Consider the following 12,621-nt stretch of genomic DNA (forward strand, 5'->3'; position numbering starts at 1 on the left):
AAAACCGTAGGGCTTTCATTGAAGCTCTACGGTTTTTAACATTTATTGAGTATGACTATCCTTTGGAATAGGGAAAGAAATTGTAACGGCAAATCCACCTTGTTTGCCGTGATCGAAAGACACTGTACCATTATGGGCGGAAACGATCTGTCCGACAATCAAAAGCCCTAAGCCGTGCCGTGGCTCGGTTGTCCCGCTGTCACTCATCATATAGTGGGGCGTAGTCCTGAGTTTCTCTAACTTTTCATCGGTAACGCCGACGCCGTTATCTTCTACGACGATTTTATATTCTGTATCGCTTTTTCGGACGCATACTGAAATCGTACAGCCATCAGGATTGTGCGTTTGAGAATTTGTAATCAGATTTCCGATTGCCCGCCGCAACAACTCTTTATCTCCATTTATGACACAGGCAGTCAATGCTTCATCTGTATTCCATTCTATCGGATACTTTTCTTCCATATCTAAATTGATAAAGTCAACAACGCTTTGTCTTGCGATTGCTACGAGATTGACAGGCTCTGGATGGATCGGCTGCATATTATATTCTAACTTCGAGGCAAGATTCAGGTCATTGATGAGATTTTTCATTTTTGTACTTTGCTGACGGATAATCCGTGCCTTTTTCCTTTCGCTTTCCGGTAGGCTTTCATTGTCCTCAATCTGTCCGGCATATCCCATTACCATAGAAAGTGGTGTGCGAATATCGTGAGAGACTCCGGAAATCCAGTTTGCTCTTGCTGTTTCCTTTCTTTGCAGGTTTCGCTTCTGTTTTTGGAGAATATCCGATGTTTGATTGATTTTAGCGGCAAGGTCGGATAAAAGTCCTTTTTCCTTGACATAAACAGGCTCACCTGAAGGTAGCGCCTGTATGCCGTTTGTAATCGGTTTAACGGATTTCAGCAGCTTGGAATTGGCGATCATATAAATCAGGAAAATCAAAAAAACATTCACACCGATTACAATCAGGACAGTATACGGGGCGTTTTTGATGAAATCATAATCCCAACTCGGAGACATATGTTTCCAATATCGGTCTTTCGGATAGCCGACAACGACCAATCCATTTTCGCATTCTCCCGTATAGGTCGGGTATCCATCAATATATCCTCGTGTCAGACTTGCAATGTCGGAGATCGTATAGTGCAGAGGAACGGTATCCGGCAGATTTTCCGTGTGCCATTTTACCTCTAATGTGTCATTATCTATATAGATTGCCCACGCATTCTCCCCGCTTAACCGCTCCGTCATATCGCCGGATAAGATATATCCCGTTTCTGTTTTCTGTAAAGCTTCAGCAGTTTCTTTTGCAGTCGTCCACGGTCTGCCATTTGCCGTTTGACTTGCGGAAATAGCAGCAAGAATAATAATGTTAAGGACGATGACCAAGACTGTGCTTAACAGCAATATGCCTACAAACCGCCGAATGAGTTTCGTAATATCTTTCATATCATTTCCCCGTTAATACTAACTTGTAGCCTAAGCCTTTTACCGTAATGAGGGATACCGGCTTTGACGGGTTAGCTTCAATTTTTTCTCGGATTCTGCGGATATGCGCCATCAGCGAGTTTTCATATCCGTATGGATTATCTCCCCACGCAGCTTCGCAGAGCTGATCGATGGTTACAATTCTTCCCGCATTGCGGTAGAGCGCCAGCAGTATATCGTGTTCTTTTGCAGTCAGCGGGAAATGTTTATTTTCTTTTATCACTTCGGCACGGTCAAAGTCAATTTGGCTTCCGGCAAGTTGGACGATAGGATCTTCGCCTTTGTAGTACCGCCGCAGAATGATTCCGATACGCAGGGATAATTCTTTTGGCAGGAACGGCTTTACCATATAATCATCTGCACCAAGTCCCAATCCTTTCAGCTTGTCCTCATCTTCTCCACGGGCAGTTAAAAAGAGAACTGGGACTTCGGTAAAAGTCCGCATTTGTTCAAACAGAGAAAAGCCGTTCCCATCGGGCAGCATTACATCGAGAATGGCAAGATCAGGCTCCCAATCCCTGCATATTTTCAGAGCTTCGGCTACTGTTCCAGCAGTCTTGATTGTTTTGAAACCGTCCTGCTCTAAAATAGATGTTACCATTTCACGCAGATCAGCCTCATCATCTACGATGAGGATTTTTTTGTATTTTAAGTAATCATAGTCCATAATGCAATTCTCCTTTTTCTATATTATAGCATATCATTCCTGCATTTTCGCAGTGCAGTTCAAATGTAAGGTAAATGTAAGATAGAGAGAAGGTTGACACAAGGTTGCGCCTTTATACTAAAGACAACAAAGGAAAGGAGATTTCACAATATGAATATAATCGAAACTCAAAATCTGACGAAAACCTACGGCGATTTCACGGCAGTATCCCATCTGAATCTCCATATTCGCAAAGGAAGTGTTTATGGATTTTTAGGTCCGAACGGAGCGGGAAAATCCACAACGATGAAAATGTTTCTCGGTTTGACGCAGCCGACAGAAGGAAGCTTTCATATTGACGGAAAAACATACCCTTCAGACCGAGTTCCCATTTTGAAGGAAGTTGGCTCATTTATAGAAGCACCCGCCTTTTACGGGAATCTGAGCGGAGAGGAAAACCTTGAAATTATACGGAAAATTCTTGGGCTTCCAAAAAGCAGTGTCGATGACGCTCTGGAGCTTGTCGGCTTAACTGAATTTAGAAAAAGACTGGCAAAGAAATATTCTCTTGGTATGAAGCAGCGTTTAGGTTTGGCAGGCGCTTTGATCGGCAGACCGCCGATCCTGATTCTCGACGAGCCGACCAATGGACTCGATCCGGTGGGTATTCACGAGATACGCACCCTGATTCGTTCCCTGCCGCAGAAATATGACTGCACGGTATTGGTTTCTTCTCACTTGCTTCCTGAAGTAGAACTTATGGCTGACGATATTGGTATTCTGAATCACGGTCATCTGCTGTTTGAAGGAACAAAGGAAGAATTGAAAACAAGCGCTCGTGCCGCCGGATTTCCAACGGATAATCTGGAAGATACTTTCCTTGCTATGATTGATGAAGATAATCGCAGGAGAGGAGGTACGGTATGAGTCTCTTAATAGAATCCAAAAAGCTGAAGCGCACAGGCTATCTTCCTGCTTTTTTGGCAGGTGGCTTTCTTGCAGCAGCTTTTCCGGTTGTCTATATGATGGTAAAAGCAGAGGAAATGACTGCACTCGCAGGCAATCCGATTAACATACTGATGTCTGCGAACTGGCAGATGATGGCGATGTTGAATATTCTCATTTCCATTTGCGGCGCTTGTATGATGTACCACACGGAATATGCCGATAACGGTATGCAGAAAATGTCGGTGCTGCCCATTCGTCAAGGTAGTATGTTCTTTGGAAAATTTCTAATTGCCGCTTTGGTATTATCCGCAATGGTGGTCATAGAAATGGCAGTCTTAGTCGGCTGTGCAAAGTATTGGTTTCCAAGTTATGTGTTTGACCTGACCGAAATATTGAAAACCGCAGGTTTCCAAATTATAGTTACGCTGCCGACTGTAATGCTTATGCTGGTTATTGCGTCTGCCTGTAAGAATATGTGGGTATCCCTTGGTATTGGCGTGATTTTAGTATTTACGCTTTCCATTCTTCCGCAGGATAATATTGTGTTGAGCCTGTTCCCGTTTGCTTCCCCGTATCAAATGCTCTCTGCGGCAGTGGAAAATAGCCGCACAGCCTTATTTTTAGCTGTTTGCGGGATTGAAACGGTCGTGTTCGGTATTGCAGAAGTCCTTTATCTTCAAGTAAGGAGGTGTTTTGAATGAATTTCTTATCATTAGTCGGAGTGGAACTCAAAAAAATCCGCCGCTCCAAAATCTTATTGATCTTGCTGATCCCTGTCATTATGATGTGGATTCCAAGCATTATCAATGCGGATATGAACTTCGACCTGAGAGGAATCCCGATTACGCCGGAAAACAACTTTTTCATTCAGGGCTTTATGGGTATGGTTTGGTTTATGATCCCGGCGTCGCTGGTCATCTGTACGGTACTGCTGAATCAAACGGAACGCTCCAATAAAGGGATTTTGAAAATGCTGTCCCTGCCGATTAGCACAACGAAACTATGTCTTGCTAAATTCACAGTCCTGATTTTGTTGGCGGCATTTCAGATGGTTATGTCCATAGGAGCGTACTATATCTGTGCGGCAATCGTTACCCATACGCAGGATTATAATTTTATCCTTGAGCCATTATATGTCTGCAAAAATGTATGTAGTATCTATGCCGCTGCAATTCCAATGGCTGCTGTATACCTTGCGGTTTCCACTTTAATTCAATCTCCCATTTTTTCGGTCGGTATCGGTCTGGCTTCGATTGTACCTTCCGTGCTTATGATAAACACAAAAATCTGGTTTGCCTACCCGATGAGCTACCCGTTCTATCTGATAATGGTGGCGTATGGGAGAGCTGCTGAAGGTGTTTATGAAACACAAATCGCTTGGCTTCCGTGGCTGCCTGTTGCAGTCGGAATCACTATTTTGGCACTTGTCGTATCCTGTATGCGATACGGCGCATCTGAAAGGAGATAACTACAATGAAAAACAAAATTTTAACTGCGATTTCTACCATTATGCTCTTTGTCCCGTGGACGATCCTGCCACTGCGTACCTTTGATTGGGCGCTGGAATCCCCGGTAGCGGAGATTATGGTTTACAGTTACGCCGCCTTTATGATTTTTTCAGGTATCTTTTCCATTCTCAGCTATACCAAAGGAAAAGTAAAATCCAAACTTATGCAGGTATGTGTCGTGATTAACAGTATTTATGCGGTTGGCGCAATCGCAATTATCGGTATGAATATTGTAACGAGGATTGGCGGGTGATGATATGAAAAAAATAAAAATTCTGACTGCCGCTTTGCTTTCCTTATGTTTGGCTTTTGCTGTTACAGGGTGCAGCGGCGACAACCTGAAAGATAGTGTTATAAACGGCTTTAATGATATGCTCCAGCATTTCAGCAAATATGCCCTTACGGACGAAAAAGATTTGCAGGGCGATAAGACCAAAGGGGAAGATACCTATACCGGCTCCTATACAGCAGATTATGAGGATTTCAATGATAAAGAATACATCTTTGGAGGTACTGCGTTAGAACGGGATAAAGGAAGTGAGCTTAATGTAACTTACGAGTTGACGGTTGATTCCGGCACGGCGAAGCTTTACTGGCTTGATAAGGGCGAAGAAAAAATGATTGCCGATACAAGTAAAAACGGAACATATTCCGTTACCCTTGATGAAGGCGACAACTACCTTACTTTAGAAGGTAATGATTTTTGCGGCTCATTACAGGTGGTTGTGGAATGATTGCAAAAGCAAGAACAAATCCGCTAAATCTTTGTGCTATGCCTAATACTTTGGAATGTTCGATAAACCGCTAATTCACTCTTGTTCAGATAAAGCAGAGCTGGATTTAATTCGCCATCTACTTTGCCATTGTCGCCATTTAACTCGCCATTTAATTTGCCATTCCGTATTGTCGCATTGAGCATAAAAGCGTTATCAATTTTATTTCCCCATTTTTTAGCATAACATTGAGTAGTGAAAAGAATGAAAACCGCAGGACTTCGATATATAGCTCTGCGGCTTTCAGCTTTTCGATATTTTAGTCTCTTTTGATATGCTTTTGTATATCTTCCACAGACGGGAGCTGTTTGCTCAAAGCTTCAGGAAGCTCACTTGTAACTTTGTATTCGCTGACACCGATTGGCTTTGACATATCTTTTAAGGCATATTCAGCGACTAATGCGTTTTTGCTTTTGCACAGCAACAGACCGATAGAAGGATTGTCATTATCCTTTTTCAAAATCCCGTCAACGGCTGAGAGATAAAAGTTAAGCTGTCCAGCATATTCCGGCTTGAATTCTCCGGTTTTCAGCTCAATCACAACATAGCAGCGAAGATTAAGGTTGTAGAACAGAAGATCAATGTAAAAATCATCGCCGCCGACATTGAGATGATATTGATTGCCGAGAAACGCAAATCCCGTTCCCAACTCTAAAAGCAGCTTCGTTACATCCTGAACAAGAGCCTGCTCTATATCCCGTTCTACCATATCTTCCTTGAAAGGGATAAAATCAAAAATGTATGGATCTTTCATTGTTTGTACGGCAAGCTCACTCTGCGGCGAAGCAAGTCGGCTTTCAAAGTTTGAAATTTTATCAGCAATAGCCTGCCGTTCATACAAGCCGCTTTCAATCTGATGAATCAAGACATTATGCGACCAGCCATTTTCTGCGGTCTTTCGTATATACCACTCTCTTTGCTTTTCTCCTTTAACCTTATCCAAGATTGCAACATTGTGTGACCACGGAATTTGTGCAGACACCGTCTGCACAAATTGCTCATCAGGATAAGTGCTTGCAAATTTTGACATATATTTAAGGTTGCGAACAGAATAGCCCTTTGCGTTCGGGAACGAGAGCTTAATATCAGCCGCCAGATTTTCAATAAATTTATTGCCCCAAGATTTATGCTCGTTTATGATTTTTCCGATATTGTAATACAGCATAATCAGCTCTTTATTTACACTTAAAGTAGCTTTGTACTGCGCCTGCTGAATTTCCTGTTTGATAGTTTGCACCAAATCAAGATACTCGTTATTATTCATCAACATCTTTATACCCTCCAGTTATCTATTTCAAAAATTGATTGCGGTATTCCTGATGACGGAAACGATAGCCCTGTGCGATCAGCGTGTCCGTTTTCAATGCGACCAAGTTTATATCTGAGTGCATTGCCCGTGCGATCTGCTGAATATCATACCCATTTTCGATATATTCCAGTATTTCATCATCGGGCAGGGAAATTTGGGAAGCAAAGATGTTTGCCTCGTATTCCATTCGGCTTTGCCGCATATCGAAAATGTTAAATTCCTTGAAGCCGCCAGCCTTGACCGCTTCTTCTCTATGTAATGCGTCGTGTCCGATCTCGTGCAGCATTACGATACGCTCCATTACAGGGTGCAGATCGTCTTTTATAAAGATAAAGCGGTTACGCATTAAAACCTTGTATGCCCCTCGCTGCTTCTTGAACGATAACGGGATAACTTCTATCCCCAGTTCTCGTGCGATTTTATGTGGATCGTTTGTGCCAAGCTCATTTGTCAGCCGATTCGCCTTTCTGACAATCTCCAAAGTCTGAATATCCAAGAGCAAACACCCCCATTCTACTGTCGGTAAGTATATCTTATCAAATGCACTGTCCGAAAAAGAGGACATCAAGCGCTATTTTCTATATTTTTTGGGAGTGTACTTTTTATTCTTCTCTTTGGCGATCCAGTACGCTTCCTGAATGCCTTTCATCATCTCGTCCAAATCCTCATCTGCAAGTTCGCCGCCTGCAAAAAGTCCTGTAACTTCTGCCATAAGCTCCTTTGCCTGTCTTGCGCCATTGCGTCCATATTTAGATTCGGCGTTCAGCAAAAATTCCTCATCATCTGTAAGCAGATAGTTGACATCGACCTTCAGGACTTCCGCCATCTTATAATAGGTTTCCCTTTTTTTCGGATAGCGGGTGCCAGCCTCATAATTCGATACTGTCCGCAGAGAAACGCCGATTGCTTTTGCAAACTCATCTTGCTTTAAGCCTGCTTTCGTGCGGGCTTCTTTTACCTTTTCACAGAATTTCATTTCATCTGACCTCCAAATTATTCGACCTGATTTGAAAATATCTTGCGTATCTGTATTGACAAGCGCAAGTAAATTTCGTATAATGTCAATACGCAAGTAAGTTGCGTATACATAATACCTTAACTTGCGTATTTTGTCAAGGGAGTTCAGCAAATTAGCTTGAACTTTTATCTACCAACAAATGATACCCGTTTTAAGGATTGAGGCGAACAGATGGGACGGAAAGATACACTCGCTGCGAAAAGCATTCGGAAAATGTATGAGCAGCTTAATTTGAATCAATCGGATATATTCTCGAAAACAAAATTGCTTCTTGGCGTATACCGTGATGTGGTCTGGATTACGCTGAGCGAGTCTGCCCGTGTGAATGAGGAGCTGGCATATTACGGAGAAGAACTGGACAGCGCCCTTGTCTATTTGGAGCTGTTTGCGCCGGATACCGAGAAGCAGGAGTTTGAGAGCCGTATCAGCGCTTTGTTTGAGAACAAGTGGATGGTTGACCTGATTGATACCGCTATGGCGAAAATATATGACTACCATAACAACGGCAGGCTGTACCACGAAATCATATCGAAAAGCTACCTGACAGCATTTCGGTATACGGAGAGCGAACTGCTCGATCTCTTGAATATGGAGCGCAGTACCTTTTACGACCGGAAACGGGAAGCGATTTTGCTTCTCGGCGTATCCCTGTGGGGATATGCGATTCCGTGCTTCAAAGGAATCTTTAATATGAAGGGAGCTGATGAAAGCGGCGATATTCCCGATTTTTTCAAATAAAGGCTTGTCCGACTAAAGTCCGACGAAATCCCTACTGAATGTCCGACCTTGCGTATGCTACACTGTGTATGCTGCCCGAAGAACGGCTTTCGTTTACAGAACGAGGTTGAAAACGAAATGGCAGAAAATTGGCACAGTTTTGCCGATGATACGGAAAAGCAAATCTGTTACAATTAGTATGCCTAAAGCTTTGAGAATTTTTCTTGATTTTTAAATGCTGGTTGAATATCTTTTAGGCGGCAATACAGCAGCTTAGGCAAAACGAATTGAATATGTGTTTTGAAGAAGCAGTTATAGCTTTCAGCCTTCGGGCGTGAATGTTATAGCTGCTTTTTTGTGCAGCCCTTTTCGCTTTTGTCAGGCGGAAAGGGAGCTTTATGTCTATTGCAGTATGGCAGGCGTTTATATGTAGGTATCCGTGATCTCCGGAGTTTTTGATTGTGACCTTATATATCAAAAATTCCAAATTTAAGGAGATTACGGAAATGAAAAAACTTACAGTAAGCGAGCAGGAAGAATTATTTGCACAGGATTGTAAACTCATTAACCTTCGGTATGAGTATAGTGGTTTCACTGGGACGGAAAAATGGGCGATTGTAACGGAACTGTCCGAAGAAGCATTGTGGGATAAGTACCCTGATGTCATCAGCAGGTATATGCCGTTTATCCTTCTGTCAATGGCTCAGGGGGAAGTGATTAGTGAATCACATAGAAATAATGATAAATATGAAAAGCGCAGCAAAAGGACAATAGATGTGTACGGATACGAAGATGATATTTTTGAGCAGTTCCATCCGAAATCTATCGCACCGTTTATTGATCCGTTTGATAAAGCGGAGGAGGAACAGATCGAGGAAGAAAAAGAAAAGCTGCGGCAGTTAGAACTTTCTAAGGTAAGGCAAGCGTTAAGTATGCTGCAACCTGTTCAAAGGGAGCGCCTTCTTAAATCCGTCTTGCTTGGGATTAGTTCAAGAAAAATTGCAAAAGAGGAGGGCATAAATTATAGCTCCGTAGACAAGTCAATCGCTGCCGCAATAAAAAATTTCAAAAAATTTTATGAAAATCTCTGATTTTGGGTGTGCATTTCGCACCCCTTTGTCCAAATGAGTGAAGGGGTATTTCTATTCCGGATATGAAATGCGCTTTCAAAACTCAATGAACAGAGAGGTTATACATAGAATGAAGAAAACAGAAATCAGGCGTGGAGATATATTTTCCTACGATTTTGGCACAAGAATCGGCTCTATCCAATCAGGTGTAAGACCTGTGCTGGTAATTCAGGCAGACAATTTCAATGCGAATGCGCCTACTGTTATTGTTGCGTCCATTACGAGTGTAATAAAAAAGAGGTATTTGCCGTCCCACATTATTTTAGGCGAGGATTTTGGTCTGACGAAGCCTTCAATGGTGTTGCTTGAGCAAATACAGACTGTGAATAAAGATGATTTGACAGAGTATATTGGCTTTGTTGATGATGAGCGCCTTTGGAGACAGATTAACGCAGCCTTGAAAAAAACATTCGGTCTATGGCTTTACAACACTGACAGGATCGGCGACATTCGCTGCCTGTGTCCTAAATGCTTAAACGACTATTTTTGCAATCCGAACTATGTTGTCAGACGCCTTGATCCTTTCGCTAAAAGTAAAGGCACTTGTGATAAGTGCAATGATAGAGGTTGGGATTATATCGTTTATGACAAACGCACCTCTTTCAAAGGGAAAGGGGTATAGGGATGTCGCAAAACAGGGAAAGGAAACGGAAGTTTGACATTCCTATATGGTGTAAGGCAAATCTGTCGATTGAAGAAGCCGCAGCCTATTCCGGTATCGGAATGGCGAAACTTTATGAGATGACAGAAAGTGAGGATTGCCCATTTGTCTTATGGATAGGTAGCCGGAGAATGATTAAGCGAAAAGTTTTTGATGAGTATATAGAGCGGCAATACTCAATTTAATGAAAAAGTCAAGCCTGCGATGAGCCGATTCGCATAATTGGCTTATCGCAGGACATTGGCTATGCTGTAACTACCAAAAGCAAGGAGGTACAGCAATATGCTCAACAAAAAGAACGATCCGGATATGTCGAGAGTCCCGTTGTGGAAGAAAATGAATTTGACGGTGGAAGAAGCCGCCGAATACTCAGGAATAGGCGTATCTAAAATTAAAGAAATTTCAAATCAAAAAAACTGTCCCTTTGTCCTATGGAATGGAACAAAGCGGTTGATTAAAAGAAAACAATTCGAGGATTATCTCGAAACACAATATTCCGTCTGAGAGGAGGACAAGCTAATGGATAATAAACTGACTGAAACAGGCAGTTCCAACAGGCGTGTAGCTACTGTTCCAATTTGGGTAAAACCTTATTTGACGATAGAAGAAGCGGCAGAGTATACGGGAATAGGCAGGGATAAGCTTTATGAAATGACGAGCCTTGCCGATTGTCCGTTTGTGCTGTGGGTAGGCAATCGGAGAATGATTAAGCGCAGGATTTTTGATGAATACATTGAGCAAATGTATTCAATATGATGGAGGTTGTATGGACGAAAAAATTTTAGCTTACAGAAGTGAACTCCAAAAGAGGTCGGAAAACATACCATTTTGGACGAGAACGATTTTAACCGTTGAGGAAGCTGCCGCATACACCGGAATCGGAAGGGCAAAAATCCGTCAAATCATTTCACAAGGGAATTGCCCTTTCACGGTAAATAACGGCACACAAATCTGTGTGATCCGAGAAGCGTTCATTGATTATCTTGATAAGCAGTTTCGCATATAGGAGGAGAGAGAATTATGCCGAGAACAAAAAGAAAAGACAAGTCGAGAGCCGTGCTTCGGACAGGCGAATCACAAAGGGCTGACGGAACTTATCAATTCCGGTGGACTGACAGTAATCATAAGAGGTTTTGCGTATATGCCAAGACGCTTGATGAATTGCGCTATAAGGAAGAACAGATTAAAAAGGATAAGAGCGATGGCATTAAAACCGAAGCCCGATATACGACGGTCAACGAGGTCTATGAGCTTTGGAAGGAGCTGAAGCGAGGGCTGAAGAACAACACCTTTGAGAATTATAAATATATGTATGAAACCTTTGTCCGTCATCAAATAGGCTCAAAGACAGTTTCATCGTTGAAAAAAACAGACATAAAGAGGTTTTATAATTACCTTACAGACGAGCGCCAGTTAAAACCTTCGACCATTGACAGTATCCATACGGTTTTACATCAGATTTTGGATATGGCTGTTGACGATGATTACATAAGGAATAATCCGTCAGATAATGTACTTAGAGAGTTGAAGCAAGCACATTGCTTTAAGACAGAAAAGCGCAGAGCTTTAACCCGTCCCGAACAGGAGTTGCTTTTAAGCTATTTGAAAAATACTCCCACCGCACAATATTGGTATCCAATCTTTGCGGTTTTGGTAGGAACAGGGCTTCGAGTCGGAGAACTTACCGGATTAAGATGGTGTGATGTCGATCTGGAGAACGGTGTTATTGATGTAAATCATACTTTGGTTTACTATGACCACCGCACCGATGGAAGCAAAAAAGGCTGCTATTTTAATGTCAATACGCCGAAAACTCCGGCTGGAAAAAGAAAAGTGCCAATGCTCAGTTTTGTGAAAGAGGCAATTATAATGGAAAAGGAAAGGCAGGAGCTGCTCGATCTTCATTGTACCGCTACCATTGACGGATACACAGATTTCATTTTTATCAATCGCTTCGGAAATCCGCAACATCAGGGAACACTGAATAAAGCAATCCGCCGCATAATTCGTGACTGTAACGATGAGCAGTTTTTGAAGAACGAAAATCCCGAAGTGCTACTTCCGCATTTTAGCTGCCATTCATTAAGACATACATTTACAACGAGAATGTGCGAAGCGGGCGTGAATGTTAAGGTGATTCAAGACACGCTTGGTCATAAGGATATTTCAACAACGCTCAATATCTATACCGATGTGACGAAGGAGCTTAGGCAGTCTGAGTTTGAAGGTCTTGACTCATATTTCAAAAGCGAGTATAATGAAGTGTCTAACGAATAAGTGGCATTTCTTGAGCGAGGATAAAAGCTTCTACACCATTTACACCAATTTATACTCCAATCCCCCGAAAAACTACACGAATTTATAGGGATATGGCGATTCAGGAAGAAACCCCGTTTAGACCTGTTATGAGATATGAGGAGGTT

The 12,621-nt window shown here is 42.3% G+C and carries 18 protein-coding genes; 13 read left to right on the forward strand and 5 right to left on the reverse strand.

Features of this window, described 5'->3' with window-relative positions:
* Positions 1-42 precede the first annotated feature (42 nt).
* The gene (locus tag WMO31_RS07385; protein WP_055194903.1) at positions 43-1,449 is read right to left on the reverse strand and encodes a sensor histidine kinase; all 1,407 of its coding nucleotides are present in this window, start codon (positions 1,447-1,449) and stop codon (positions 43-45) included.
* A 1-nt stretch (position 1,450) separates the two neighbouring features.
* On the reverse strand, positions 1,451-2,155 hold the full coding sequence (locus WMO31_RS07390) for a response regulator transcription factor (protein ID WP_055194901.1): 705 nt from the start codon (positions 2,153-2,155) through the stop codon (positions 1,451-1,453).
* A 150-nt stretch (positions 2,156-2,305) separates the two neighbouring features.
* Here WMO31_RS07390 and WMO31_RS07395 point away from each other — a divergent pair, with 150 nt between their 5' ends.
* Genes WMO31_RS07395 through WMO31_RS07415 form a run of 5 tightly spaced genes read left to right on the forward strand, consistent with a single transcriptional unit; the run spans position 2,306 to position 5,324 of the window.
* Positions 2,306-3,061: an ABC transporter ATP-binding protein gene (locus WMO31_RS07395; RefSeq protein ID WP_055194899.1), complete on the forward strand. Its 756-nt coding sequence runs from the start codon at positions 2,306-2,308 to the stop codon at positions 3,059-3,061.
* Positions 3,058-3,783, forward strand: a complete 726-nt coding sequence (locus WMO31_RS07400; protein WP_055056851.1) for an ABC transporter permease — start codon at positions 3,058-3,060, stop codon at positions 3,781-3,783. The genes WMO31_RS07395 and WMO31_RS07400 overlap by 4 nt, the downstream gene beginning before the upstream one ends.
* Positions 3,780-4,550, forward strand: a complete 771-nt coding sequence (locus WMO31_RS07405) for an ABC transporter permease (RefSeq protein ID WP_055056852.1) — start codon at positions 3,780-3,782, stop codon at positions 4,548-4,550. The genes WMO31_RS07400 and WMO31_RS07405 overlap by 4 nt, the downstream gene beginning before the upstream one ends.
* Positions 4,551-4,555: 5 nt before the next feature.
* Positions 4,556-4,843, forward strand: coding sequence for a hypothetical protein (locus WMO31_RS07410; protein WP_055056853.1), 288 nt, complete (start codon positions 4,556-4,558; stop codon positions 4,841-4,843).
* Positions 4,844-4,847: 4 nt separating this feature from the next.
* Positions 4,848-5,324: a hypothetical protein gene (locus WMO31_RS07415; protein WP_227700736.1), complete on the forward strand. Its 477-nt coding sequence runs from the start codon at positions 4,848-4,850 to the stop codon at positions 5,322-5,324.
* 298 nt (positions 5,325-5,622) lie between these two features.
* Here the strand turns inward: WMO31_RS07415 and WMO31_RS07420 are convergent, their stop codons facing one another.
* The 3 genes from WMO31_RS07420 to WMO31_RS07430 form a co-directional block, all read right to left on the reverse strand.
* On the reverse strand, positions 5,623-6,633 hold the full coding sequence (locus WMO31_RS07420; protein WP_196854498.1) for a PDDEXK nuclease domain-containing protein: 1,011 nt from the start codon (positions 6,631-6,633) through the stop codon (positions 5,623-5,625).
* A gap of 19 nt (positions 6,634-6,652) precedes the next feature.
* On the reverse strand, positions 6,653-7,168 hold the full coding sequence (locus tag WMO31_RS07425; RefSeq protein WP_227700735.1) for an ImmA/IrrE family metallo-endopeptidase: 516 nt from the start codon (positions 7,166-7,168) through the stop codon (positions 6,653-6,655).
* Between the two features lie 75 nt (positions 7,169-7,243).
* Positions 7,244-7,648 (reverse strand): helix-turn-helix domain-containing protein, encoded by a 405-nt coding sequence (locus WMO31_RS07430; protein ID WP_015518025.1) that lies wholly within the window; start codon positions 7,646-7,648, stop codon positions 7,244-7,246.
* Positions 7,649-7,954: 306 nt separating this feature from the next.
* On the opposite strand from WMO31_RS07430, the gene WMO31_RS07435 reads away from it, so the two are divergent.
* The 8 genes from WMO31_RS07435 to WMO31_RS07470 all read left to right on the forward strand — a co-directional run bounded on the left by WMO31_RS07435 (position 7,955) and on the right by WMO31_RS07470 (position 12,475).
* Positions 7,955-8,428 carry a hypothetical protein gene (locus WMO31_RS07435; protein WP_367999452.1) on the forward strand — a complete coding sequence of 158 codons (474 nt, stop codon included), beginning with the start codon at positions 7,955-7,957 and terminating at the stop codon, positions 8,426-8,428.
* Positions 8,429-8,913: 485 nt separating this feature from the next.
* On the forward strand, positions 8,914-9,498 hold the full coding sequence (locus WMO31_RS07440) for a sigma factor-like helix-turn-helix DNA-binding protein (RefSeq protein WP_227700733.1): 585 nt from the start codon (positions 8,914-8,916) through the stop codon (positions 9,496-9,498).
* Positions 9,499-9,565: 67 nt separating this feature from the next.
* Positions 9,566-10,159 carry a type II toxin-antitoxin system PemK/MazF family toxin gene (locus tag WMO31_RS07445; protein ID WP_367999453.1) on the forward strand — a complete coding sequence of 198 codons (594 nt, stop codon included), beginning with the start codon at positions 9,566-9,568 and terminating at the stop codon, positions 10,157-10,159.
* A gap of 2 nt (positions 10,160-10,161) precedes the next feature.
* Positions 10,162-10,383 (forward strand): excisionase, encoded by a 222-nt coding sequence (locus tag WMO31_RS07450; RefSeq protein WP_015518028.1) that lies wholly within the window; start codon positions 10,162-10,164, stop codon positions 10,381-10,383.
* Between the two features lie 97 nt (positions 10,384-10,480).
* Positions 10,481-10,702, forward strand: coding sequence for an excisionase (locus WMO31_RS07455; protein WP_015518029.1), 222 nt, complete (start codon positions 10,481-10,483; stop codon positions 10,700-10,702).
* Between the two features lie 15 nt (positions 10,703-10,717).
* Positions 10,718-10,954 (forward strand): excisionase, encoded by a 237-nt coding sequence (locus WMO31_RS07460; protein WP_227700731.1) that lies wholly within the window; start codon positions 10,718-10,720, stop codon positions 10,952-10,954.
* Positions 10,955-10,964: 10 nt separating this feature from the next.
* On the forward strand, positions 10,965-11,204 hold the full coding sequence (locus tag WMO31_RS07465) for an excisionase (protein ID WP_227700730.1): 240 nt from the start codon (positions 10,965-10,967) through the stop codon (positions 11,202-11,204).
* A gap of 14 nt (positions 11,205-11,218) precedes the next feature.
* Positions 11,219-12,475: a site-specific integrase gene (locus tag WMO31_RS07470; protein ID WP_227700729.1), complete on the forward strand. Its 1,257-nt coding sequence runs from the start codon at positions 11,219-11,221 to the stop codon at positions 12,473-12,475.
* Positions 12,476-12,621 lie beyond the last annotated feature (146 nt).

It is taken from the genome of Ruminococcoides intestinale, assembly GCF_040095935.1.
GTDB lineage: Bacteria > Bacillota > Clostridia > Oscillospirales > Acutalibacteraceae > Ruminococcoides > Ruminococcoides intestinale.

What these genes read in the sequence shown, in the direction of transcription:
- WMO31_RS07385 (WP_055194903.1), bottom strand. Translation starts at nt 1,449, where the DNA reads ATGAAAGATATTACGAAACTCATTCGGCGGTTTGTAGGCATATTGCTG.
- WMO31_RS07390 (WP_055194901.1), bottom strand. Translation starts at nt 2,155, where the DNA reads ATGGACTATGATTACTTAAAATACAAAAAAATCCTCATCGTAGATGAT.
- WMO31_RS07395 (WP_055194899.1), top strand. Translation starts at nt 2,306, where the DNA reads ATGAATATAATCGAAACTCAAAATCTGACGAAAACCTACGGCGATTTC.
- WMO31_RS07400 (WP_055056851.1), top strand. Translation starts at nt 3,058, where the DNA reads ATGAGTCTCTTAATAGAATCCAAAAAGCTGAAGCGCACAGGCTATCTT.
- WMO31_RS07405 (WP_055056852.1), top strand. Translation starts at nt 3,780, where the DNA reads ATGAATTTCTTATCATTAGTCGGAGTGGAACTCAAAAAAATCCGCCGC.
- WMO31_RS07410 (WP_055056853.1), top strand. Translation starts at nt 4,556, where the DNA reads ATGAAAAACAAAATTTTAACTGCGATTTCTACCATTATGCTCTTTGTC.
- WMO31_RS07415 (WP_227700736.1), top strand. Translation starts at nt 4,848, where the DNA reads ATGAAAAAAATAAAAATTCTGACTGCCGCTTTGCTTTCCTTATGTTTG.
- WMO31_RS07420 (WP_196854498.1), bottom strand. Translation starts at nt 6,633, where the DNA reads ATGTTGATGAATAATAACGAGTATCTTGATTTGGTGCAAACTATCAAA.
- WMO31_RS07430 (WP_015518025.1), bottom strand. Translation starts at nt 7,648, where the DNA reads ATGAAATTCTGTGAAAAGGTAAAAGAAGCCCGCACGAAAGCAGGCTTA.
- WMO31_RS07440 (WP_227700733.1), top strand. Translation starts at nt 8,914, where the DNA reads ATGAAAAAACTTACAGTAAGCGAGCAGGAAGAATTATTTGCACAGGAT.
- WMO31_RS07445 (WP_367999453.1), top strand. Translation starts at nt 9,566, where the DNA reads ATGCGCTTTCAAAACTCAATGAACAGAGAGGTTATACATAGAATGAAG.
- WMO31_RS07450 (WP_015518028.1), top strand. Translation starts at nt 10,162, where the DNA reads ATGTCGCAAAACAGGGAAAGGAAACGGAAGTTTGACATTCCTATATGG.
- WMO31_RS07455 (WP_015518029.1), top strand. Translation starts at nt 10,481, where the DNA reads ATGCTCAACAAAAAGAACGATCCGGATATGTCGAGAGTCCCGTTGTGG.
- WMO31_RS07460 (WP_227700731.1), top strand. Translation starts at nt 10,718, where the DNA reads ATGGATAATAAACTGACTGAAACAGGCAGTTCCAACAGGCGTGTAGCT.
- WMO31_RS07465 (WP_227700730.1), top strand. Translation starts at nt 10,965, where the DNA reads ATGGACGAAAAAATTTTAGCTTACAGAAGTGAACTCCAAAAGAGGTCG.
- WMO31_RS07470 (WP_227700729.1), top strand. Translation starts at nt 11,219, where the DNA reads ATGCCGAGAACAAAAAGAAAAGACAAGTCGAGAGCCGTGCTTCGGACA.